This is a genomic window from Streptomyces sp. S465 (assembly GCF_026898115.1).
Lineage (GTDB): Bacteria > Actinomycetota > Actinomycetes > Streptomycetales > Streptomycetaceae > Streptomyces > Streptomyces luomodiensis.
In genome coordinates, this window is the sequence record NZ_CP114036.1 from 2,952,790 (window position 1) to 2,975,783 (window position 22,994).

The 22,994-nt window shown below is 71.5% G+C and carries 20 protein-coding genes; 13 read left to right on the plus strand and 7 right to left on the minus strand.

Annotated elements, in window-relative coordinates:
- The first annotated feature begins 198 nt into the window (after nt 1-198).
- Entirely contained in the window at nt 199-2,928 is a 2,730-nt protein-coding gene (gene aceE, locus N6H00_RS12810) for a pyruvate dehydrogenase (acetyl-transferring), homodimeric type (RefSeq protein ID WP_268971778.1), read from the plus strand.
- 118 nt (nt 2,929-3,046) lie between these two features.
- Here aceE and N6H00_RS12815 read toward each other — a convergent pair whose 3' ends face one another.
- Together N6H00_RS12815 and N6H00_RS12820 are read right to left on the minus strand one after the other, a co-directional pair.
- Nucleotides 3,047-3,433, minus strand: coding sequence for a peptidase inhibitor family I36 protein (locus tag N6H00_RS12815; protein WP_268971779.1), 387 nt, complete (start codon nt 3,431-3,433; stop codon nt 3,047-3,049).
- 124 nt (nt 3,434-3,557) lie between these two features.
- The gene (locus tag N6H00_RS12820) at nt 3,558-5,159 is read right to left on the minus strand and encodes an MFS transporter (RefSeq protein ID WP_268971780.1); all 1,602 of its coding nucleotides are present in this window, start codon (nt 5,157-5,159) and stop codon (nt 3,558-3,560) included.
- A 127-nt stretch (nt 5,160-5,286) separates the two neighbouring features.
- Here N6H00_RS12820 and N6H00_RS12825 point away from each other — a divergent pair, with 127 nt between their 5' ends.
- The 5 genes from N6H00_RS12825 (at nt 5,287) to N6H00_RS12845 (ending at nt 10,505) form a co-directional block, all read left to right on the plus strand.
- A complete protein-coding gene (locus N6H00_RS12825) occupies nt 5,287-5,952 on the plus strand; it encodes a TetR family transcriptional regulator (RefSeq protein WP_268971781.1) in 666 nt (221 codons plus the stop codon).
- A gap of 100 nt (nt 5,953-6,052) precedes the next feature.
- Nucleotides 6,053-7,258 (plus strand): alpha/beta hydrolase, encoded by a 1,206-nt coding sequence (locus tag N6H00_RS12830; RefSeq protein WP_268971782.1) that lies wholly within the window; start codon nt 6,053-6,055, stop codon nt 7,256-7,258.
- Nucleotides 7,259-7,344: 86 nt separating this feature from the next.
- The gene (locus tag N6H00_RS12835; protein WP_268971783.1) at nt 7,345-8,418 is read left to right on the plus strand and encodes a DUF4429 domain-containing protein; all 1,074 of its coding nucleotides are present in this window, start codon (nt 7,345-7,347) and stop codon (nt 8,416-8,418) included.
- Nucleotides 8,419-9,828 (plus strand): sensor histidine kinase, encoded by a 1,410-nt coding sequence (locus N6H00_RS12840; RefSeq protein WP_268971784.1) that lies wholly within the window; start codon nt 8,419-8,421, stop codon nt 9,826-9,828.
- Nucleotides 9,825-10,505, plus strand: coding sequence for a response regulator (locus N6H00_RS12845; RefSeq protein ID WP_268971785.1), 681 nt, complete (start codon nt 9,825-9,827; stop codon nt 10,503-10,505). Before N6H00_RS12840 ends, N6H00_RS12845 begins: the two co-directional genes overlap by 4 nt.
- Before the next feature lie 594 nt (nt 10,506-11,099).
- Here the strand turns inward: N6H00_RS12845 and N6H00_RS12850 are convergent.
- The gene (locus tag N6H00_RS12850) at nt 11,100-12,143 is read right to left on the minus strand and encodes an aldo/keto reductase (protein WP_268971786.1); all 1,044 of its coding nucleotides are present in this window, start codon (nt 12,141-12,143) and stop codon (nt 11,100-11,102) included.
- A 7-nt stretch (nt 12,144-12,150) separates the two neighbouring features.
- Nucleotides 12,151-12,612 carry a MerR family transcriptional regulator gene (locus N6H00_RS12855; RefSeq protein WP_268971787.1) on the minus strand — a complete coding sequence of 154 codons (462 nt, stop codon included), beginning with the start codon at nt 12,610-12,612 and terminating at the stop codon, nt 12,151-12,153.
- Between the two features lie 148 nt (nt 12,613-12,760).
- Here N6H00_RS12855 and N6H00_RS12860 point away from each other — a divergent pair, with 148 nt between their 5' ends.
- Nucleotides 12,761-13,573 (plus strand): serine hydrolase domain-containing protein, encoded by an 813-nt coding sequence (locus N6H00_RS12860; protein ID WP_268971788.1) that lies wholly within the window; start codon nt 12,761-12,763, stop codon nt 13,571-13,573.
- Between the two features lie 62 nt (nt 13,574-13,635).
- Here the strand turns inward: N6H00_RS12860 and N6H00_RS12865 are convergent, their stop codons facing one another.
- Nucleotides 13,636-14,304 (minus strand): pirin family protein, encoded by a 669-nt coding sequence (locus N6H00_RS12865; RefSeq protein ID WP_268976944.1) that lies wholly within the window; start codon nt 14,302-14,304, stop codon nt 13,636-13,638.
- 114 nt (nt 14,305-14,418) lie between these two features.
- On the opposite strand from N6H00_RS12865, the gene N6H00_RS12870 reads away from it, so the two are divergent.
- From N6H00_RS12870 to N6H00_RS12890, 5 genes are all read left to right on the plus strand, one after another.
- Nucleotides 14,419-15,603: a PucR family transcriptional regulator gene (locus N6H00_RS12870; RefSeq protein ID WP_268971789.1), complete on the plus strand. Its 1,185-nt coding sequence runs from the start codon at nt 14,419-14,421 to the stop codon at nt 15,601-15,603.
- Between the two features lie 89 nt (nt 15,604-15,692).
- Entirely contained in the window at nt 15,693-16,688 is a 996-nt protein-coding gene (locus N6H00_RS12875) for an ACP S-malonyltransferase (RefSeq protein WP_268971790.1), read from the plus strand.
- Nucleotides 16,685-17,695, plus strand: coding sequence for a ketoacyl-ACP synthase III (locus N6H00_RS12880; protein WP_268971791.1), 1,011 nt, complete (start codon nt 16,685-16,687; stop codon nt 17,693-17,695). The genes N6H00_RS12875 and N6H00_RS12880 overlap by 4 nt, the downstream gene beginning before the upstream one ends.
- Nucleotides 17,696-17,777: 82 nt before the next feature.
- The gene (locus N6H00_RS12885) at nt 17,778-18,026 is read left to right on the plus strand and encodes an acyl carrier protein (RefSeq protein ID WP_014060365.1); all 249 of its coding nucleotides are present in this window, start codon (nt 17,778-17,780) and stop codon (nt 18,024-18,026) included.
- Nucleotides 18,027-18,100: 74 nt separating this feature from the next.
- Nucleotides 18,101-19,366 (plus strand): beta-ketoacyl-[acyl-carrier-protein] synthase family protein, encoded by a 1,266-nt coding sequence (locus N6H00_RS12890; RefSeq protein ID WP_268971792.1) that lies wholly within the window; start codon nt 18,101-18,103, stop codon nt 19,364-19,366.
- Between the two features lie 475 nt (nt 19,367-19,841).
- On the opposite strand, the gene N6H00_RS12895 is transcribed toward N6H00_RS12890, so the two are convergent.
- Both N6H00_RS12895 and N6H00_RS12900 read right to left on the minus strand, forming a co-directional pair.
- Nucleotides 19,842-20,735: an NAD(P)-dependent oxidoreductase gene (locus N6H00_RS12895; RefSeq protein ID WP_268971793.1), complete on the minus strand. Its 894-nt coding sequence runs from the start codon at nt 20,733-20,735 to the stop codon at nt 19,842-19,844.
- Nucleotides 20,736-20,795: 60 nt separating this feature from the next.
- Complete coding sequence (locus N6H00_RS12900; protein ID WP_268971794.1) at nt 20,796-21,290, minus strand: DUF3145 domain-containing protein; 495 nt, start codon at nt 21,288-21,290, stop codon at nt 20,796-20,798.
- Nucleotides 21,291-21,655: 365 nt separating this feature from the next.
- Between N6H00_RS12900 and N6H00_RS12905 the strand changes: the two genes are divergently transcribed.
- Entirely contained in the window at nt 21,656-22,627 is a 972-nt protein-coding gene (locus N6H00_RS12905; RefSeq protein ID WP_268971795.1) for an SGNH/GDSL hydrolase family protein, read from the plus strand.
- Nucleotides 22,628-22,994 lie beyond the last annotated feature (367 nt).

The following is a 22,994-nucleotide window of genomic DNA, read 5'->3' on the forward strand; positions in this document are numbered from 1 at the left end:
CCCCGTCGTGGGCGTAAGGTTGCGAACCGGCCGTCACACAGCGAGCGGCCGCCGGAGCGCCCGTCTCACCCGCTGGTGGTTACCACTGGGTAGAGGTGACGTATCCCGTACCCGAGGTACACGATGGAGAACGGCGCGACAGCAGCAGAGCACGAATCCATGTGCGTGCACAGCACGACCGAAAAGCGAAGGAATAGCGTGGCTTCCGGATCCGATCGCAACCCGATCATCATTGGCGGCCTTCCCAGCCAGGTCCCGGACTTCGATCCAGAAGAGACCCAGGAATGGCTCGACTCGCTCGACGCAGCCGTCGATGAGCGAGGCCGGGAACGTGCCCGCTACCTGATGCTTCGCCTGATCGAGCGCGCCCGCGAGAAGCGGGTCGCCGTGCCCGAGATGCGCAGCACGGACTACGTCAACACCATCGCCACCAAGGACGAGCCGTTCTTCCCCGGCAACGAGGAGATCGAGCGCAAGGTCCTGAACGCGACCCGGTGGAACGCGGCGGTGATGGTCTCCCGGGCGCAGCGTCCGGGCATCGGCGTCGGTGGCCACATCGCCACCTTCGCCTCGTCCGCCTCGCTGTACGACGTGGGCTTCAACCACTTCTTCCGCGGCAAGGACCACGACAGCGGCGACCAGATCTTCTTCCAGGGCCATGCCTCCCCCGGCATCTACGCCCGCGCCTTTCTGCTCGACCGGCTGAGCGAGGACCATCTGGACGGGTTCCGCCAGGAGAAGTCCAAGCTCGGTCACGCGCTGTCCAGCTATCCGCACCCTCGGTCGATGCCGGACTTCTGGGAGTTCCCGACGGTCTCCATGGGCCTGGGCCCGCTCGGCGCGATCTTCCAGGCACGGATGAACCGCTATATGGAGGCACGCGGCATCGCCGACACCTCCAACTCCCACGTATGGGCGTTCCTGGGCGACGGCGAGATGGACGAGCCGGAGTCGCTCGGCCAGCTCTCCCTGGCCGCCCGTGAGGGCCTGGACAACCTGACCTTCGTGGTCAACTGCAACCTCCAGCGGCTCGACGGCCCGGTGCGCGGTAACGGCAAGATCATCCAGGAGCTGGAGTCGCAGTTCCGCGGCGCCGGCTGGAACGTGATCAAGCTGGTCTGGGACCGCACCTGGGACCCGCTGCTGGCGCAGGACCGCGACGGCATCCTGGTCAACAAGCTGAACACCACGCCGGACGGTCAGTTCCAGACGTACGCGACCGAGACCGGCGCCTACATCCGCGACCACTTCTTCGGTGACGACCAGCGGCTGCGCAAGATGGTCGAGGGCATGACCGACGACCAGATCCTGCACCTGGGCCGCGGCGGTCACGACCACAAGAAGATCTACGCGGCGTACGCGGCGGCCAAGGCCCACAAGGGCCAGCCGACGGTGATCCTCGCGCAGACGGTCAAGGGCTGGACGCTCGGCCCGAACTTCGAGGGCCGCAACGCGACCCACCAGATGAAGAAGCTGACGGTCGACGACCTCAAGCGCTTCCGCGACCGGCTGCACCTGCCGATCCCGGACAAGGACCTGGAGTCCGGCCTGCCGCCGTACTACCACCCGGGCCGGGACTCGGAGGAGATCCAGTACATGCACGACCGCCGCAAGGCGCTGGGCGGCTACGCGCCGACCCGTGTCGTGCGCGCCAAGCCGCTCCAGCTGCCGGGCGACAAGACCTACGCCACCCTGAAGAAGGGCACCGGCCAGCAGCAGATCGCCACCACCATGGCGTTCGTCCGGCTGCTGAAGGACCTGATGCGGGACAAGGAGATCGGCAAGCGGTTCGTGCCGATCGCGCCCGACGAGTACCGCACCTTCGGGATGGACTCGCTCTTCCCCTCGGCGAAGATCTACTCCCCGCTGGGCCAGACGTACGAGTCGGTCGACCGTGAGCTGCTGCTCGCCTACAAGGAGTCGGCGACCGGTCAGATGCTGCACGACGGCATCTCCGAGGCGGGCTGTACGGCCTCGCTGATCGCGGCGGGGTCCGCCTACGCCACGCACGGCGAGCCGCTGATCCCGGTCTACGTCTTCTACTCGATGTTCGGCTTCCAGCGCACGGGCGACCAGTTCTGGCAGATGGCCGACCAGCTGGCGCGCGGTTTCGTCCTGGGCGCGACCGCCGGCCGTACGACCCTGACCGGTGAGGGTCTCCAGCACGCGGACGGCCACTCCCAGCTGCTGGCCTCGACCAACCCGGCGGTCGTCGCCTACGACCCGGCGTTCGGCTTCGAGATCGCCCATATCGTCCAGGACGGTCTGCGCCGGATGTACGGCGAGAACAGTGAGGACGTCTTCTACTACCTCACCGTCTACAACGAGCCGATCCAGCACCCGGCCGAGCCGGAGAACGTGGACCGCGAAGGCATCCTCAAGGGCCTCTACCGCTACCGCCAGGGCGAGCGGGGCACCATTCCGGCGCAGATCCTCGCCTCCGGCGTCGCGGTGCCGTGGGCCGTCGAGGCCCAGCGCATCCTGGCCGAGGACTGGGACGTCAAGGCGGACGTCTGGTCCGCGACCTCCTGGAACGAGCTGCGCCGGGACGCCGTCGAGGCGGAGCAGCACAACCTGCTCCACCCGGAGGAGGAGCAGCGCGTTCCGTATGTCACCCGGAAGCTCGCGGACGCGGAGGGCCCGAAGGTGGCCGTGTCCGACTGGATGCGGGCGGTTCCCGACCAGATCGCGCGCTGGGTGCCCGGCACGTACCAGTCGCTGGGCGCCGACGGCTTCGGCTTCGCCGACACGCGCGGCGCGGCACGGCGCTTCTTCCACATCGACGCCCAGTCGATCGTGCTCGGCGTGCTGACGGAGCTGGCGCGTGACGGCAAGATCGACCGCTCGGTCCTGAAGCAGGCGATCGACCGCTACCAGCTGCTGGACGTGGCCGCGGCCGACCCCGGCCCGGCGGGCGGCGACGCGTAGCCGTCTGCGACGGCGGTGAGCCGTACGCGGGGGCAGGCTGGATTCCCAGCCTGCCCCCGCGGTGTTCCCCGACCCCCAGGGGCCCGATCCGGGCCGTGCCGCGCCGGGCCGGGCCGGGTCAGCGTTCCCAGATCTTGAAGGCCCGGATCTGGTAGGGGGTTTCGGGGGACCAGGAGCCGGTGGGATAGGTGCGGAACTCGGCCGTCTCGGCGCATTCGCGGCTCTGGTACGCCGTCACCGGGCGGCCCGTGCGGTTCGCCAGTGAGGCGGCGGTGGCGCCGGACGGCAGGGGCACACAGCTCTCGATGTCGGTATCGGCCAGTTCATGGGTCTGGCGCGCCCCCGTGAAGGCGCCGCCCCGCCACAGGCACAGCTGCCCGGCGGCGCAGGTCCCCAGCCGTGGCGGTGCGGCGGCCCCGGCCGCCGCGGCGGCCGGGGCGGGGGTGGTGGTGAGGGTGGCCGCGAGGGCCAGGGCCGGAACGGCGGCCGTAAAGATCGTGCGCATCACGCTTTCGCTCCCCGTGTGGCAAGAGTGGAAGAACAGAACGGGAGCCAGCCTGTCGCCGGCTCCCGTTCGCCACCATGGGGTCGATCAAGGTCCACCCTGATAGGGGATGGACGGCCAGGGGTCAGATGTGCACGGCCCCGCCGGCCGCCTCCGCGTTCTCACCGCGCTTGGTGAAGCCCGCGACCAGGGCCGCGACCACCGAGACGACGGCTGCGACGGTGAAGGCGAGGCCCATCCCTGACACGAAGGTGTCATGCGCGACGGCCGTGATCTTCCCCGCGATCTCCTGCGGAGTGCCCTTGGGAACCGGGGCGATACCGACCTCGACGGCGTCCGACGCCTGGGACTCCGCGCCCTTGGGCATCGGCGGCAGCCCGGCGTCGGCCCACTTCTCCGGCAGCGTGTCGTCCACCCGGCCTGCCATGACCGCGCCCAGCACGGCCGTGCCGAGGCTGCCGCCGACCTGCATCGCGGCCTGCTGGAGGCCACCGGCGACACCGGCGTGCTGGATCGGGGCGTTGCCCACGATGACCTCGGTGGCTCCGACCATCACCGGGCCGAGACCGAGGCCCAGCAGGGCGAACCACACGGACATCTCGACGCTGCCGCTGTTCACGTCCAGCCGGGAGAGACCGAACATCGACACGGCGGTGATCACCATGGAGATCACCAGCGGCAGCCGCGGGCCGAACTTGGTGATCACCGCACCGGCCAGCGGTGAGGCGATGATCATCATCGCGGTGAGCGGCAGCAGTCGCAGCCCGCTGTCGACGGGGCTCAGCCCGTGCACGTTCTGGAGATAGAAGGTGACGAAGAACAGACCGCCCATGAAACCGAAGGCCATCAGCACCATCAGCACGGTGCCCGCGCTCAGCGCCACCGAGCGGAACATGCTGAGCGGCAGCAGCGGCTCGCGGGTCCGGCTCTCCCAGAAGACGAAGACGACGAAGCAGACCACCGCCAGGCCCAGGAAGAGCAGCGTGCGCCGGTCGCCCCACTGCCAGTCGGCGGCCTTGATCAGTGCCCAGATGAGGCAGAACATCGCACCGGACAGCAGGACGATGCCGGGGATGTCGAAGGACCTCGGGGCCTTCTCGGCGCGGTGGTCCACCAGCAGCAGCAGACCGAGGACCAGGGCCAGCACGCCGACCGGCGCGTTGATGAAGAAGACGGACTGCCAGTTGACGTGCTCGACGAGCAGTCCGCCGACGATCGGTCCGGCGGCGGTGGAGGCGCCGATCACCGCGCCCCAGATCCCGATCGCCATGTTGAGCTTCTCGGCGGGGAAGGTGGCGCGCAGCAGTCCGAGCGCCGCGGGCATCAGCAGCGCGCCGCACAGGCCCTGGAGCACCCGGAAGGTCACGACGAGCGAGACCTCGCTCGAGAAGCCGATGGCGGCCGAGGAGAGGGCGAATCCGACGACGCCGATCAGGAAGGTCTGCCGGTGGCCGAAGCGGTCACCGAGCTTGCCCGCCGTGATCAGCGCGACGGCGAGGGCCAGCAGATAGCCGTTGGTGATCCACTGCACCTCGGCGAGCGAGGCGCCGAGGTCCTTCTGGATCGCCGGGTTGGCGATGGCGACGATCGTGCCGTCGAGGGCGACCATCGTCACGCCGAGGGCGACGGTGAGAAGCGTCAGCCATGGATGACCCCGAAGCCCTTTCGGGGGATCGACTATGGGAGGTTCCGGCGCCGAATCGGCGACGGTGGTCGAAGACGTCATGCCGGGAGACTAATGTCAGCGTCTGACAAAAGACAAACTTATTCATCCGCCGGTTACTGACGTTTTCCTCACAGATATCCTGAGCAGCCGCAACGCGGCCCGAACGCGGCAGAAAGAGAGCCGATAGGTGACAACGGACGAGGCAGTGGCGAACCCCGCGACGCCACCACCGGCCGGGCTGCGCGAGCGCAAGAAGCAGCGGACGCGCAACGCCCTGGTGCGCTCCGCACTGGAGCTGTTCACCCGTCAGGGATACGAGCGGACGACGGTCGACGAGATCGCCGAGGCGGTCGAGGTCTCCCAGCGCACCTTCTTCCGCTACTTCGCCAACAAGGAGGAGGTCGCCTTCGCCAGCCAGGAGTCGGCCGAGTGCCACTTCTTCGCCGCCCTGTGCGGGCGCCCCGCGGGCGAGGCGCCGATGACCGCGCTGCGCCAGGCGATCCTCGACGCCTGGGGGACCATGGGGGACGCCATCGAGCAGATGGTGCCGCCCCAGCTCCATATGCGGATGTACCGGCTGATCGAGTCGACGCCGAGCCTGCTCGCCGCCCATCTGCGCCGCACCGCCGAACTGGAGGAGCGGCTGGCGCGCGAGATCGCCCGCCGTGAGGGGCTGGACATCGACACCGACCCGCGGCCGCGGGTGGTGGTCGCCATGTTCGGCGGGGTGATCCGGGTGGCCGGGAAGATGTGGGGCGAGGGCGAGGACGACAGCACGGTCACCTTGCGGGACCTCACCGCGTTCCATCTTGATTACGTGGGTCCAGCCCTCGCCGAACAATGGGACAAGTAGCATCAATTCCGGCATAGGTCCCAGGATTTCGCGCCCTCAAACGTGATATGAATCACGGCATTTGGCACCCGGTGCCGTGCTTCTCCTAGGGTGTTCCGCGGTGACTTCCTTCTCGGAGCTCGGCTCCCCCTCTCCCGGTTCCACCGCCTGGCGCGCCCTGCTCGCGCTGGCGGTGGTTTTCGTACTCCTCGCCACCACCGGCTGGACCGCCATAAGAAGTCACACGGGAGCCGCCGGTCCGCTCTCCGCGTCGATCAACGCCTGGCGCCACGGCACGCTCAGCGGCCGCGCCCTGCCCGATCCGTACGGCTCGCCGCGCGCACTCAACCGCTGGTTCGACTCGCTCAGCAAGGCCCAGACGGACCGTCTGGTGCGCCGCTACCCGCTGGTCGTCGGCAATCTCAACGGCGCGCCGGTGGCCCTGCGCTACCGCGCCAACCGCGTCGCCCTGACCAAGGCGCGCGCCGAGGAGCGCAAGCGGGTGCACGACCCCCGGCTCACCCCGCTGGGCCGCGCCGACGCGGCCCGCCGGATGGACCGCTACGAGGACCTGCTGGGCGCCGGGCGGCAGATCTTCTCCTTCGACCCGTCGGGCGCCGGACGGGCCGCCGAGGTCTTCGGCGACCTCGCCCACGCCACCCGGGTCTCGATCGTGGTCCCGGGCGTGGACACCAACATCCTGACGTTCCAGAAGACCGGGCGCCCGTACACCGCCACGGTCGGCATGGCCCGTGCGCTCTACCAGAACGAGCGGACCGACGCCCCGGACACCAAGACCGCCGTCATCGCCTGGGCCGACTACACCTCCCCGGCCGGGATCGGCATGGACGCGGCCACCGGCAAGCTCGCCGCCCAGGGCGCGGTGCGGCTGCGCGCGCTGGTCGACGCGCTGCCCTCGCTCTCCCGGGTCTCGCTGATGTGCCACAGCTACGGCTCGGTGGTGTGCGGGGTCGCCGCCCGCGACCTGCCGCCCAAGGTCACCGATATCGCGGTGGCCGGCAGCCCCGGTATGCGCGCCGACCACGTCTCCGACCTGGGGACCAGCGCCCGGGTGTGGGCGATGCGCGACGCCGGCGACTGGATCGAGGACATTCCGCATCTGGAGGTCGGCGGGCTCGGCCACGGCGCGGACCCGCTCTCCTCCGGCTTCGGCGCCCGGGTGCTGTCCGCGGACGGGGCGCATGGACACGCCGGATACTTCGAACCGGGCACCACCAGCCTGGACAACTTCGCACGGGTGGGAATCGGCGCCGTCCAGTCCGTGAGCTGCGGCAACGGTGACGACTGCACGGCGGGGCTGCGCTGACGCGACGCGGAAACACCGGAAACTCTAGTGACGCGCGTAGCCTCAAAGGGGGACGGGCCGGGGTACCGCCGCATACGATGAGCCGCATGGGTGATGTGCTGGCGGGTTTTCAGACCGTCTGGGAGTTCGACACCGACTCCGTGCTCATCCGCTTCGAACGGGGGATCCGCACGCCGAAGCTGCTCCAGACGCTCGGCGAACGCCGCATCCCCTACGAGGCGCTGTCCGGGGTGGAGCTCACCCCGGGCAAACGGGGAACGGTGGTGTTGCGCGCCGTGCCGAGACCGGGCGCCGACCCGCTGATGGACGCGGCCGGCGGCCAGCTCAAGGAGGCGTACGACCCGTACCGCCTGGTGCTGCCAGCGGAGCGGGAGACCCTCGCCGACTACTACGCGGAACAGATACGCGCCGTCCTGGGCCCGGACGCCGGCATCCCCGCCGAGGCGTATCTGGTGACCGTGCCCCAGGCGCCGCTGTCCTTCAAGGCGTACGACGGCAAGGCGTCCTTCGACGGCAAGGCGATCTCCTTCCGCTGGTTCTGGACCGGCGCCTCCTCGGCGAAGTGGAAGGCCGGGGACCAGCGCTTCCGGATCGAAGAGCTGACCGGGGTGGAGTGGCGGTCACCGGAGAGCCGGGGCTCGGCGGGCACCGCGCCCAAGGAGGGCTCCGCCAAAGGGGGGTCCGTCGCAGGCGGTTCCGCCAAGGACGCGACGGCCAAGGACGCGACGGCCAAGGACGGCACGGCCCGGAACGGCACGGCCCGGAACGGCACGGCCCGGAACGGCACGGCCCGGAACGGCACCGGCAAGGGCTCCCCCAAGGGCGACGGCCACGGCCATCTGCGGCTGCTGCGCCGCTCCGCCGAGGACCAGCCCGCCGGCCGCCCCGACCAGGACCCCGCGGCCGTCGTCTTCGGGATGGGCTACGGACTCGTCCACCAGTCGCTGCCGTTCGCCGCGGCCGTCCTGGAGGCCATCCAGGTCTCCGCCCCGGTGCCGTGCGCCGAGGGCGCCCCGTCCCCGGCACGGGCCGCCGCCCCGCGCCGCGACCCCGCCGACATCGCCGAACGCATCCGCCATCTGGGCGAGTTGCACACGGCCGGACTGCTGACCGACGACGAGTTCAGCGCGAAGAAGGCCGAACTGCTGGCGGAACTGTAGGTGTCCGGTTCTCCCTCCGCGCCGGCGGACGCGGCCGCCGGCCCGGCGTCCACCGCGCACGAAAGCCTGCCCAAGGCCGCCCGGCGGCAGGTGGGCGCCCTCGCCCGCGCCCTGGTGACCCCCAGCTATCCGGCGACGCCGCTGTTCGCCCGGTCGCCCAGGCGCTGGGTGCGCCGGGTGCCGTACGGCGTGGCGATGATCCTCACCGCGATCCTGCTCCCGGTCTCCGCCCAAGTCCTGACCTCCGAATACGGGGTGGGCGGCGGCGTCGCCACGCTGTTCGGCGTCGCCCAGTCCACCCCGCTGCTGCTGTCCGTCACCCGTCCCCTTCAGGCGTGGTGGATCGTCCTCCTCAGCGACATCGTCTGCGCGCTGATGGTGCTCGGCACCACGGACCCCGACCGCCAGGTGTGGCCCTGGCCGCCGGCCGCCCTCATCGGCTACCTCTTCCTGCTGCTCGCCCTCGCGCTGCGCGAACCGCCCCGCACCCTGGTGGCGGTGTGGCTGGTCACCGGCGTCGCCGGGGTGGCGCTCGGCGTGGCCTTCCCGGAGCGGAGCAACGGCAGCAACGTGGTGCTGTTCGTGTTCAGCGGGGTGGTGCTGCTCGTCGTCGGCGCGCTGCGCGAGCGTGGGGACGCCCGGCGGCGGCTGGCCGAACAGGAGACGATCAGCGAGGCCGAACGGGCCCGACGCACCCTGCTGGAGGAGCGCGCCCGGATCGCCCGTGAGCTGCACGATGTGGTCGCCCACCACATGTCCGTGATCACCGTGCAGGCGGACAGCGCCCCGTACCGGATCGGCGGTCTGCCCGCCGAGGCGGAGCGGGAGTTCTCCACCATCGCCGCCACCGCCCGGCAGTCGCTCGCCGAGATGCGGCGGCTGCTGGGTGTCTTACGCGGTGCGGAAACCCGCGGGGAGCGGGCGCCGCAGCCAGGGCTGCGGCAGGTGCCGCAGCTGGTCGAGGCGACCGTGCGGGCCGGCATACCGACCACGCTGACCGTCGCCGAGGACGTGGCCGGGCTCGAACCGCTGCCACAGGCCGTGGGGCTGTCCGCGTACCGCATCGTGCAGGAGGCGCTGGCCAATGTGGTGCGGCACGCACCGGGCGCCGCCACCCGGGTGTCCATCTCGGCCGTCTCGGCCGACTCGGCCGACTCGGCCGACTCGGCCGTCTCGGCCCAGGACCGCTCGGCGCTGACCGTGCTGGTGGTCAACGGCCCACCGGAGAGCACGCCCACCAGACCCGTGGAGACCAGCGGCACCGGCCATGGCCTCGTCGGCATGGTCGAACGCGTACGGCTGGTCGGCGGCACGCTCGACACCGGCCCGCTGCCCGACGGCGGCTTCCGCGTCGCGGCCCGGCTCCCCCTGACCGACCTCGAACAGCGCGAAGAGACGGACCCGTCATGACCATCAAGGTGATCATCGTCGACGACCAGGCGATGGTGCGGGCGGGGTTCGCCGCGCTGCTCGCCGCGCAGAGCGATATCGACGTCGTCGGCGAGGCGCCGGACGGGCGGGAGGGCGTGGAGGTCAGCCGCCGCACCCACCCCGATGTGGTGCTGATGGACGTCCGGATGCCCGAGATGGACGGGCTGACGGCGGCCCGTCAGCTGCTGGACCCGCCGCGCGGGGTCACCCACCGGCCGAAGGTGCTGATGCTCACCACCTTCGACGTGGACGACTACGTCTACGAGGCGCTGCGCGCCGGGGCCAGCGGCTTTCTGCTGAAGGACGCCCCGCCGGCCGATCTGATCTCGGCGGTCCGGGTGGTGGCGGCGGGTGAGGCGCTGCTCGCCCCGTCCGTCACCCGCCGGCTGATCGCCGACTTCGCCCGCCAGCGCCCCGCCCCGCGCCGCGACGGACGCGCCCTGCGGCGCGGGCGGCTGACACCGCGTGAGACGGAGGTGCTGGAGCTGATCGCCCGGGGCCTGTCCAACCAGGAGATCGCCGAGTCGCTGGTGCTCGCGGAGCAGACGGTGAAGACACATGTCGGCCGGGTGCTGGCCAAGCTCGCACTCCGCGACCGCGCGCAAGCGGTGATCTTCGCCTACGAGTCGGGTCTGGTGACTCCGGGCAGCCAGTGACCCCCGGTGTACCCCCGGCCGAGGCCACGCCGGCCCGCAGCCGGGCTCGCCATCCCAGAAACCAGCGACCGCCGACACCCCGCCCGCCGTCCTCCGCCACGGCTACGGCTACGGCTCGATGGCCCGCGGACCGGCCTGTGCGGGTACCGCTTCGTATGCGTACCGGACCGGCTTCGCGCTGGCCCGCCCGGCCCAGAACACCGACGGGGCGACGCCCGCGATCCGCCAGGCGGCAGGGCAACCCACCGGACAATGCGGCGACCCGCCGGGCACTACCGCGACGCACCGCTGGCCCGGTGCCGCAACCCGCCACCAGGTGGCACCGCCACGCACCGCCAAGCGACCCACGCACCACCAAGCCCTACCGCGACACGCCGAGCCGACCGACCACACCGCCCCACACCACCGGCCCAGTGCCACAACCCACGCGTCCGGTGGCGCCAACCGTCCCCGGAGGTGCCACAGCCCACCGTCGGCACAGTGCCGCGCCCCGGCGGGCGGTGCCCCGCAGTGCCGCAACCCGCCGCCGGCGCGGGCGTCACGCGCGGCGTGACGACCGCGGCGGCGGCGCGGCGGCTGTCGCTGGGCTCTGGGCTAGGCGCGGCCCGCGCTCGTCGCGCTCATGTCGGCGTAGCGGGCGCCCACCACCTGTGCGGCGATCGGCTCCAGGGCGGCCAGTTCGTCCGCGGTCAGCTCGATCCGGGTCGCGGCGGTGTTCTGCTCGATCCGGGCGCGGGTGCGGGTGCCGGGGATCGGTACCACGGCGAGCCGGTGCACCTGGGCCTGCTGCTGCACCCAGGCCAGCGCGATCTGGGCGAGCGTGGCGCCGCGCGCCTCGGCGATCGTGCGGAGGGGCGCCAGCAGCGCGGCGTTGGCGGCCGCGTTGTCGCCGGTGAAGCGCGGCTGCCGGCGGCGGAAGTCGTCCTCGCCCAGCTCCCGCTCGGCGTTGACGAACGAGCCGGTCAGGAAGCCGCGGCCGAGCGGGGAGTACGGCACGAGGGCGACGCCCAGCTCCGCGGCGGTCGCCACGACGCTGTTCTCACCGCCGTCCTCCACATCGCGGCTGAACAGGGACCACTCCGACTGCACCGCCGCGATGGGGTGCACCGCGTGCGCCGCGCGCAGCTCGTTCGCCGTGACCTCGCTCAGCCCGAGGTGCTTGACCTTCCCCTCGGCCACCAGCTCGGCCATGGTGCCGACGCTCTCCTCCAGCGGCACCTCGGGGTTGCGCCGGTGCATGTAGTACAGGTCGACGTGGTCGACTCCGAGGCGGCGCAGGCTGCCCTCGATGGCCTGGCGGATGTACGGGCGGTCGTTGCGGATGCGCTGGTTGCCGAACGGCTCGTTCTCGTTCCGCTGGATGGCGAACTTGGTGGCCAGGGTGATCCGGTCCCGGTTGGCCCGGACGAAGGGGGAGATGAACTCCTCGTTCCGCCCGAAGCCGTAGACATCGGCGGTGTCGAAGAGCGTGACCCCCAGTTCCAGGGCCCGCTCCAGCGTCGCCCGCGCCTCCGCCTCGTCCTGGGTCGGTCCGTAGGCCCAGCTCATGCCCATGCAGCCCAGGCCCTGGACGCCGACCTCGGGTCCGCCGGTGCCCAGGCCGACCATGGCGATCGTCTCGTTGGTGCTGTCGCTCATACGGGGTTCAGACCCTCTCCGACGCCCTCCGGGCGTCAGCGTAGACATCGATCTTGTAGTCGAGAACGGCGAGCGTGCTCTGCAGCTCGGCGATCCGCTCCCGTACGTTCTCGCGGTGGGTGGTCAGCAGTTCCTCGCGCTCGGGGAAGGTGTGCTCGCCCTCCCGCACCAGCTCGGCGTAGCGGACCATGTCCGCGACCGGCATCCCGGTCAGCCGCAGCTTGCCGACGAGGTGGAGCCAGTCCAGGTCGCGGTTGGTGAAGCGACGCTGGCCGGTGTGGGTACGGTCCACGTGCGGCATCAGCCCGATCCGCTCGTACCAGCGCAGGGTGTGCGCCGTCAGCCCGGTGTGGGCGGCCACCTCACTGATCGTGTAGCGGTCCTGCCCGGTGGGCCGGGGGTGCGTGGTGCTTCCGGTACTTACGGTACAGCTGCGTACCTTCACCGGAGCGCTGTCCAACACGGTCATGCCGATTCACCTCTCGCAGGTCGTCGATCCGCACGCCTCATCGACGTCTTCAACGCTATTGACTTGGAGTGCACTCCAAGCAAGCGGAGATTTGGCGGAATCTTGGGCGGCGTGAGTGCCCGCGGCACCCGGCACTAGGCTCTGGGGCATGGAGAGCCTGCGGATGATCGAGAACTGGCCGGTCCCGACGGCGGCGGCCGCCGTTGTACGCGCGGACGGCACCCTGGCCGGATCGTACGGCCCGACCGGCCACCGATTCCCCCTCGCCTCGGTCACCAAACCGCTCGCCGCGTACGCCGCGCTGGTCGCCGTCGAGGAGGGCGCGGTGGAGCTGGATGAACCGGCGGGGCCCGAGGGCTCCACGGTGCGCCATCTGCTGGCGCACACCTCGGGGCTCGCCTTCGACGAGCACCGGCCGGCCGCCGCGCCCGGCAACCGCCGGCTCTACTCGAACGCCGGGTTCGAGGTGCTGGGCGACCACATCGCCAAGGCCACGGACATCCCGTTCCCGGAATACCTGCGCCAGGCGGTGCTGGAGCCGCTCGGCATGACCGCCACCGAGCTGCCCGGCTCCCCCGCCAAGGACGGCGTCTCGACCGTGGAGGACCTGGTGCGCTTCGCGGCGGAGCTCCAGGCCCCGCGGCTGCTGGCGGCCGAGACGCTGGCCGAGGCCACCTCCGTGGTCCATCCGGGTCTCACGGGTGTGCTGCCCGGCTACGGACACCAGCGGCCCAACGACTGGGGGCTCGGCTTCGAGATACGCGACGGCAAGTCGCCGCACTGGACCGGCGCCTCCTCCTCGCCCCGCACTTTCGGGCATTTCGGCCAGTCGGGGACGTTCCTGTGGGTGGACCCGGACGCGCACGCCGCCTGTGTCACCCTGACCGACCGGGCCTTCGGGCCCTGGGCGATCGAGGTCTGGCCGACGCTCACCGACGCGATCCTGGCGGAGCTGGGCTGAGGCCGGTCACCGGTCGCCAAGGGCTGTCGCTTATCGCCTGCCGCCTGTGCGTGCGTCGGCGGTCAGCCGAAGACCGGCTCCGCGTGCATCTCCCAGATCAGCAGCTCCGCGGGGCCCTCGGCCCACGCCTCCAGCCCCCGCGCACCCGTGATCCGGGCCGCGTCGCCGGGTGCCAGGGTCTCCCCGTCGAGCCGCACCGCGCCGCGCACCGCATGCGCGTACACCCACGGCGCGTCCGGCAGCGCGGTGCGCTCACCGTCCATCAGCCGCCGTACGTGCAGCACCGCCTCGGTGCGCTCCAGTGCGTACGGGGTGCCGTCGGCGATGCCGCGCACCACCTCGTAGCCGGGGTCGGCCGCGGCGGCGGGGCCCGGCACCAGCCACATCTGGACGAAGGTGAGGGGTTCCGCGCCCGCGTTGCGCTCGGTGTGCCGCACCCCGCTGCCCGCGCTGAGCCGCTGCACATCGCCGGGGCGCACCACGGTCCGCGCACCGGTGGAGTCCTGGTGGGTGAGCTCGCCCTGGACGACCCAGGTGACGATCTCCATATCGCGGTGCGGATGTTCGGCGAAGCCCGCGCCGGGGGCGAGCCGCTCCTCGTTGCAGGCGACGAGGGACCCGAACCGCACATTGCCGGGGTCGTAGTGCCCAGAGAAGGAAAAGGCGTGGCGCGTCTCGATGCCCGCGCCGTCCCCGCCCGGATACCGTGCACCGGACCGCTGTATCCACATCACCCGGTCCACGGTAGTGCGCCCCGATCTGCCCGTCCCGACCTCCCCCCGCCCCTACCCCCGCGTAGCCTCCCGCCCCCAGCGCTCACCACCCGATAAGGCAGTCTTGTCCTCGTGCCTGAACCAGCCTCGAACACCCCGCATCCGCACAGTGCCACCCTGCGCCGCCTGGAGAAGTCCTCCGGAAAGCTCGCCGCCAGCGCCATCGCGCGCATGGACGAGCAGCTGCCGTGGTACCGCGCGATGCCGCCCGAGAACCGCTCCTGGATCGGGCTGGTGGCGCAGGCGGGCATCGCGGCCTTCACCGAATGGTTTCGCCATCCCGAGACGCCCCAGGCGATCAGCACCGATGTGTTCGGCACCGCGCCGCGCGAGCTGACCCGGGCGATCACCCTGCGGCAGACCGTGGAGATGGTCCGCACGACCATCGAGGTCATGGAGTCGGCGATCGACGACGTGGCGGCGCCGGGCGATGAGTCGGTGCTGCGCGAGGCGCTGCTGGTGTACGCGCGGGAGATCGCGTTCGCCACCGCCCAGGTGTACGCGCAGGCCGCCGAGGCGCGCGGCGCCTGGGACGCCCGGCTGGAGTCGCTGGTGGTCAACGCGGTGCTGTCCGGGGAGGCGGACGAGGGGGCGCTGTCCCGCGCCGCCGCCCTGGGCTGGAACTCCCCCGACCATGTGTGCGTGGTGCTGGGCACCGCCCCGGACGGGGACAGCGAGCTCACGGTGGAGGCGATCCGGCGGGCCGCCCGCCACGCCAAGCTCCAGGTCCTCACCGGGGTGCTGGGCGACCGGCTGGTGGTGGTCGCGGGCGGCTCGGACAATCCGCTCCAGGCGGCGAAGGCGCTGATCGGCCCGTATGCCCCGGGTCCGGTGGTGGCCGGTCCCGTGGTCTCCGATCTGCTGGCCGCGACCCGCTCGGCGGGGGCGGCGGCGGCCGGCCTGAAGGCGTGCACCGCCTGGCCGGACGCCCCCCGTCCGGTACTCGCGGACGATCTGCTGCCCGAGCGCGCGATGGCCGGGGATCCGGCCGCCCGTGAGCAGTTGGTGGAGGAGATCTACAGACCGCTGGAGGAAGCCGGTTCCGCGCTGCTGGAGACGCTGAGTGTGTACCTCGAGCAGGCGAGCAGTCTGGAGGGCGCGGCCAGGATGCTCTTCGTTCACCCGAACACCGTGCGCTACCGGCTACGACGTGTGACCGACGTCACCGGATGGTCGCCTTCCGATGTCAGGTCGGCGTTTACTCTGCGCATAGCCCTGATCCTGGGCCGTCTCGCCGATGCGAACATATTGCCCTGACCGTTTGTCGGACCCCCACAATTCCCCTGACCGTTCTTCGTCCTTGTCCTCACGGGCGGGTCGGACCCCCCACAAGAGAGAGTGTGAGAGTGCTCGTACTCGTCGCTCCCGGCCAGGGCGCTCAAAAGCCCGGCTTCCTGACCCCCTGGCTCGACCTCCCCGGCGTCTCCGAACGTCTGGCCTGGTGGTCGGCCGTCTCCGGTCTGGACCTCATCCACTACGGCACGAAGGCCGATGAGGAGGAGATCCGCGACACCGCGGTGGCCCAGCCGCTGCTGGTGGCCGCCGGTCTGGTCGCCGCCCACGCGCTGTTCGCGGAGGGCGTCGAGGGCGCGACCGGTCTCGCGGAGCTGCCGAACCGTATCGGCGCGGTCGCGGGCCACAGCGTCGGGGAGATCACCGCGGCCGCGGCCGCGGGCGTGTTCACCGACGAGGCGGCCATGGTGCTGGTCCGCCGGCGCGGCCTGGCCATGGCCGAGGCCGCGAGCCGTGCCGAGACCGGCATGGCCGCCATACTGGGTGGTGAGCAGGACGATGTCGTCGCCCATCTGGAGAAGCACGGGCTGACCCCGGCGAACGTCAACGGCGCCGGGCAGATCGTGGCCGCGGGCACCGCCGAGCAGCTGGCGGCGCTGGCCGAGGACAAGCCGGAGGGGGTGCGCCGCGTCGTACCGCTCAAGGTGGCCGGCGCGTTCCACACCGGCCACATGGCCCCGGCGGTCGCCACGCTCGAGACCCTGGTCGCGGGCGTCCCGGCGGCCGATCCGCGCACCGCTTACGTCTCCAACCGCGACGGCGGGGTCGTGGCGTCCGGGGCCGAGGTGGTCGAGCGGCTGGTCGCCCAGGTGTCCAACCCGGTGCGCTGGGACCTGTGCATGGAGACCTTCCAGCGGCTGGGGGTCACCGCGCTGATCGAGCTGGCCCCGGGCGGAACGCTCACCGGCATCGCCAAGCGCGCCCTGCCGGGCGTCACCAACCTGGCGCTGAAGACTCCGGACGATCTCGACGCGGCCCGTGCGCTGATCGAGGAGCACGCCGTCCCCGCCGTCGACACACCGGCCGAAGAGGAGCCCCGAGAAGCATGACCGCGAAGATCAAGCCCAGCAAGGGCGCCCCGTACGCGCGCATTCTCGGCGTCGGCGGCTACCGGCCCACCCGGGTGGTGCCCAACGAGGAGATCCTCAAGCACATCGACTCCTCGGACGAGTGGATCCGCAGCCGCTCGGGCATCGCCACCCGTCACTGGGCCGGTCCGGACGAGACGGTCGCCGCCATGTCGGTGGAGGCGGGCGGCAAGGCCATCGCCGACGCGGGGCTGACGCCGGAGCAGATCGGCGGTGTGATCGTCTCGACGGTCTCGCATTTCAAGCAGACCCCGGCGATCGCCACCGAGATCGCGCATCTGCTGGGCGCCGGCAAGCCGGCCGCGTTCGACATCTCGGCGGGCTGCGCGGGCTTCGGCTACGGGCTGACCCTCGCCAAGGGCATGATCACCGACGGTACCGCGGAATACGTGCTGGTCATCGGCGTCGAGCGGCTTTCCGACCTGACCGACCTGGAGGACCGGGCGACGGCCTTCCTGTTCGGTGACGGCGCCGGCGCCGTGGTCGTCGGCCCCTCCAAGGAGCCCGCGATCGGCCCGACCGTCTGGGGCTCGGAGGGCGACAAGTCCGACACCATCAGCCAGACGCTGCCCTGGGACGTCTACCGCGACCAGGACGCGGCGGAGGTGCGCTACCCGGCGCTGCGCCAGGAGGGCCAGGCGGTCTTCCGCTGGGCCGTCTACGAGATGGCGAAGGTGGCCCAGCAGGCCCTGGACGAGGCCGGGGTCAGCGCGGACGACCTCGACGCGTTCATCCCCCACCAGGCCAATATGCGGATCATCGATTCGATGATCAAAACCCTCAAGCTGCCGGAGCACGTCACGGTCGCCCGTGATGTGGAGACCACCGGCAACACCTCGGCCGCCTCCATTCCGCTCGCCATGGAGCGGCTGTTGGCGACGGGGCAGGCGAAGAGCGGCGACACCGCGCTCGTCATCGGATTCGGAGCCGGTCTCGTCTACGCAGCGACGGTCGTTACCCTCCCTTAGGCTCCATAGTCCATATCCACGCAGCCCCGCAGAAGTCGGACGCTGCGCCACCACCGCAACACACCGAAGAAGGAGCGCCGCAATGGCCGCCACTCAGGAAGAGATCCTCGAGGGTCTCGCCGAGATCGTCAACGAGATCGCCGGTATCCCGACCGAGGACGTCCTGCTGGACAAGTCCTTCACCGACGACCTGGACGTCGACTCGCTGTCCATGGTCGAGGTGGTCGTCGCCGCCGAGGAGCGCTTCGACGTGAAGATCCCGGACGACGACGTCAAGAACCTCAAGACCGTCGGCGACGCCGTCGAGTACATCCTCAAGCACCAGGGCTGAGCCCCGGGAGGCCGGTTGTCGCCACCCATGCGGTGGCAGGTCCAGCACCTTCTACACGTGGAGTAAGAATTCCTGTGAACTCGACCAATCGCACCGTGGTCGTCACCGGTGTTGGTGCCACGACGCCGCTGGGTGGCGACGCCTCGTCGACCTGGGAGGCCATGCTGGCCGGCCGGTCCGGCGTCCGCCTCCTGGAGGAGGAATGGGCGGCCGAACTGCCGGTCCGCATCGCCGCGAAAGCCGCGGTCGACCCGGGCACCGTCATCCCGCGCCCGCAGGCCCGCAAGCTCGACCGTTCGGCCCAGTTCGCCCTGATCGCGGCCCGTGAGGCGTGGGCGGACGCGGGATTCACCGCCAAGGCGGGCGAGGACTCCTCGATCGACCCCGACCGGCTGGGCGCGGTCGTGGCCTCCGGCATCGGCGGGGTCACCACCCTGCTCGACCAGTACGACGTGCTGCGCGAGAAGGGGGTCCGCAAGGTCTCCCCGCACACCGTGCCGATGCTGATGCCCAACAGCCCGGCGGCGAACGTCAGCATCGCCCTCAACGCCCGCGCGGGCGCGCACACCCCGGTGAGCGCGTGCGCGTCCGGCGCCGAGGCCATCGGCTACGCCATCGAGATGATCCGCACCGGCCGCGCCGATGTGGTCGTCGCGGGCGGCACCGAGGCGTCCATCCACCCGCTGCCCATGGTCGCCTTCGGCAACATGATGGCGATGTCCAAGAACAACGACGACCCCCAGGGCGCCTCGCGCCCGTTCGACGTCGACCGCAACGGGTTCGTGATGGGCGAGGGCTCGGGCGCCATCGTCCTGGAGTCGGCCGAGCACGCCGCCGCACGCGGCGCCCGGGTGTACGCACAGGCCATCGGCCAGGGCATCTCGGCCGACGCCCACCACATCACCCAGCCGGAGCCGTCCGGCAACGGCATCGGGAACGCACTGCAGAACCTGGTGGAGAACACCGGCCTCAACGGTGCCGAGATCGCGCACGTCAACGCGCACGCGACCTCGACGCCGCAGGGCGACCTGGCGGAGATCAAGGCGCTGCGCAAGGTGTTCGGCGACCACGTGGACCACATGGCGGTCTCCGCCACCAAGTCCATGACGGGCCATCTGCTCGGCGGCGCGGGCGGTGTGGAGACGGTGGCCAGCGTGCTCGCGCTGTACCACCGGATCGCCCCGCCGACGCTCAACCTCGTCACCCCGGACCCGGAGGCGGACGCGGACTTCGTGACCGGCGAGGCCCGGCCGCTGCCCAGTGAGGGCCCGATCGCCGCGCTGAACGACTCGTTCGGCTTCGGCGGCCACAACGTGGTGCTGGCCTTCCGCACGGTCTGACCCTCGGCGGCCCCCTCCGGGGGCCCTGCCCAAGCGTGTGGCCCGCCCCCGGCTCCGACCGGAGGCGGGCCCTTCGCGTGCCGACCCTTTGGGGCGTCAGCCCTCGGGGCGTCAGCCCTCGGGGCGTCAGCCCTCGGGGCGTCAGCCCTCGGGGCGTCAGCCCTCGGGGCGTCAGCCCTCGGGGCGTCAGCCCTCGGGGCGTCAGCCCTCGGGGCGCCGGCCCTTGGGCGCCGGCCCTTGGATGCCGGTCCTCGGGGCGCCGGCCCCTTGGATGCCAGTCCTCGGGGCGTCAGCCCTTGGGGCGCCGGCCCTTGGGGCGCCGGCCCTTGGGGGGCCGGCCCTTGGGCACCGGTCCTCGGGGGCGTCAGCCCTCGGGGGCGCCGGTCCTCGGGGGCGCCGGTCCTCGGGGGCGTCAGCCCTTGGGGCGCCGGTCCTCGGGGGCGCCGGTCCTCGGGGGCGCCGGTCCTCGGGGGCGTCAGCCCTTCGTGTCGTCGAAGCTGGCGAAGTACGAGGCCACCATGTCCTCGTCGCCGTGGCCCGCCTCGATGGCGCGGCGGAACCGCTCGGCGCCCGCGGCCGCCACGTCCAGCCGCACACCGGCCCGCTCCCCGGCCGCCACGATCAGCCGGGCGTCCTTCTCGGCGGTCTTGGTCGCGAAGCTGGGCTCGAGGTCGCCCCGGAGCAGCTGGGCCGACTTGGCCCGCATATAGCCGTTGTCCAGCGGTCCGCCCTCCACCGCGCCCAGGAAGCCCTGCCAGTCCACGCCCAGCCCCTTGGCGAGGGCGGCTGCCTCGGCGGTGGCGTTGGTGACGCCCAGCACCCAGCTGTTGAGCACCAGCTTGAGCCGGGTGGCGGCGGCCTCCTCGGCGCTGTCGCCGACCCACACCGTACGGCTGCCGATGGCGTCGAAGACCGGCCAGACGACCGGGCGGACGGCGTTGGGCCCGGCGGCCAGCACCACGAGCTGTCCGCTCTCCGCGGGCTGCTTGGTGCCGAGGACGGGCGAGTCGACGAGGACGAGATCCTTCTCACGGGCGAACGCGGCGAGCGATTCCAGCGCGTCCAGCCCCGCCGTGGTGGCCTGGATCCACGCGGTTCCGGGGCGCAGCGCGGAGGCGGCCTGCCGCATCGTCTCCAGGACCGCGGCGCCGTCGTGGAGGATCGTCAGGACGGCATCGGCGCCGTCCACCGCCTCGGCCGGGGTGTCGGTGACGCGCACACCGTCCTGGCCGAGCGGCTCGGCCTTGGAGCGGGTGCGGTTCCACGCGCGGACGTCGAGCCCGGAGCGGGCGAGGTTGCGGGCCATGCCCGAGCCCATGATGCCGGTGCCGAGGACCGCGACGGACGTTGCCGGGAGTTGTTCGGTCATACCGTCACGCTAGGACGTGAAGCGTGCTCGAAGCCAAAGGGGCGGCGGCGCGTCAGGCGCTCAGACGACCTGGTGCAGCCAGCGCACGGGCGCGCCCTCACCCGCGTAGCGGAACGGCTCCAACTCGTCGTCCCAGGGCTTGCCGAGCAGCTTGGCGATCTCCTCCTCCAGCTCGCTCTCGCCACGGGCGGAGCGGACGAGGGCGGCGCGCAGCCGGTCCTCGGGGATCAGGATGTCGCCGTGCATGCCGGTGACGGCGTGAAAGATGCCCAGCTCGGGAGTGGAGCTGTAGCGCTCGCCCTCGGCGGTGGCGCAGGGCTCGGCGGTCACCTCGAAGCGCAGCAGATGCCAGCCGCGGAGCGCGGACGCCAGTTTGGAGGCCGTGCCCACCTCGCCCTGCCAGGAGAACTCGGCGCGCCAGGTGCCATTGGCGGCGGGCTGTTTGATCCAGTCGAGGGTGACGCGCACGCCGAGGACGCCCGCGATGGCCCATTCGACGTGCGGGCACAGCGCGCGCGGAGCGGAGTGCACATACAGAACTCCACGTGTCGTCACCGGGACCTCCTGTGCGGTTCGAGGTGTGCCTTCCCCAGCGGCCTCGCGCCCGTACCGGTCCCGCCCGGGACATCGGATCACATTCTGCCCTAGCGATCACGCCCACACCAGTCTCGACGTTACCTTCAGTGAAATTTATCGTGCAGAATTCTCTAGAAACTGGACAGGATGTGACGTGGCGTAAGGTGCTGTTACCGCGCGGCGCGCCATGCCGCCGGAACGTCGCTCAACCTGGCACGAGAAACTGGCACGGGAAACACGGAAACACAGGAACCACGAGGAAAACGTACCGTGCGGGTCGGCCGGAGGAGTGACGTACCGTCGGTCCGGATAGACATCACCCAACAGCCGGAGGGGGAACAGCCATGCGGGTCAGCGGGACACGCCGGAAGCGATCGGCGGCCGCTTCCTCGGCCACGCGTACGGTCGTGCGCCCGACCCCGCGCACCGCCCCGCGCACCGCGGGGCGCACTGGTGTGGTGCTGTTCACCACCGCCGCCGTGCTGAGCTCGGCGGGCTGCTTCGGCAGTTCGGACGACCCGTCCCGGCACGGTCCGGCCCGCGCCCAGAAGACACCCGGCGCCAAGACGGTCGTCTGGAACACCCGGCCGAGCTCGATCGCCTCCCTGGGCGACTCCATCACCCGCGGCTTCGACGCCTGCTCCGTCCTCTCCGACTGCCCCGAGGTGTCCTGGTCCACCGGCACCGATGTGCGGAGCCTCGCCCAGCGGCTGCTGCCCACCGCCACCGCCCGCGCGGGGACGAACGCCTGGAACTTCGCCAAGACCGGCGCGGTGGTGGCCGACCTCCCCGGCCAGATCGAGGCGGCCGCGGCCCACAAGCCGAAGCTGATCACCGTGATGATCGGCGCCAATGACGCCTGCCGGGACTCGGTCGACGACATGACCTCCACCGAGCAGTTCCGCACCACCTTCACCTCGGCCCTCACCCGGCTGCGCCGTGATCTGCCCAAGACCCAGGTGTATGTGGCCAGCGTGCCCAATCTGATGCGGCTGTGGTCGGAGGGGCGGAAGAACATCTTCGGCAGGCAGATCTGGAAGCTGGGCATCTGCCCGTCCATGCTGAAGGACTCCGACGCCATGGACGCGGCCTCCAACGAGCGGCGGCAGCGGGTGGCGGACCAGGTGACGGCGTACAACAAGGTGCTGAAGGACGTCTGCGGGCGGGATGTGCTGTGCCGGTACGACCCGGCGGTGCACGAGTACCGCTTCACGTCGGCCGAGCTGAGCAAATGGGACTGGTTCCACCCCAGCAAGCGGGGCCAGCAACAACTCGCCGACATGGCCTACCGCCGCATCGCGGAAGCCACGCCGTGATGGGGCCCGCCGCCACGTGATGGGGGCCGCCGCGTATGGGGGTCCGCCGCGTGGCCGCGTCCGCGCCCTGCCCCGGGCCGCGCCGCGGCCGGGGCCGATGACCGGACCGCGTCATACCCCAGGCAGCGACGTGGCCAGGAGCGCCACGTGACCGGAGCCGCGCCGTGACTCAGGCCACCACGTGCCCCGAGCCGCGCCCGTGCCCCGAGCCGCACCGCGACCCGAGCCGGGTCACGACCCAGGCCACCACGTGATCGGGGCCATCACGTAGCCCGAGCCGCGCCGTGACCCAGGCCGCCACATGACCGGGGCCACCACGTGCCCGGAGCCGCGCCGTGACCCAGGCCACCACGTGATCGGGGCCATC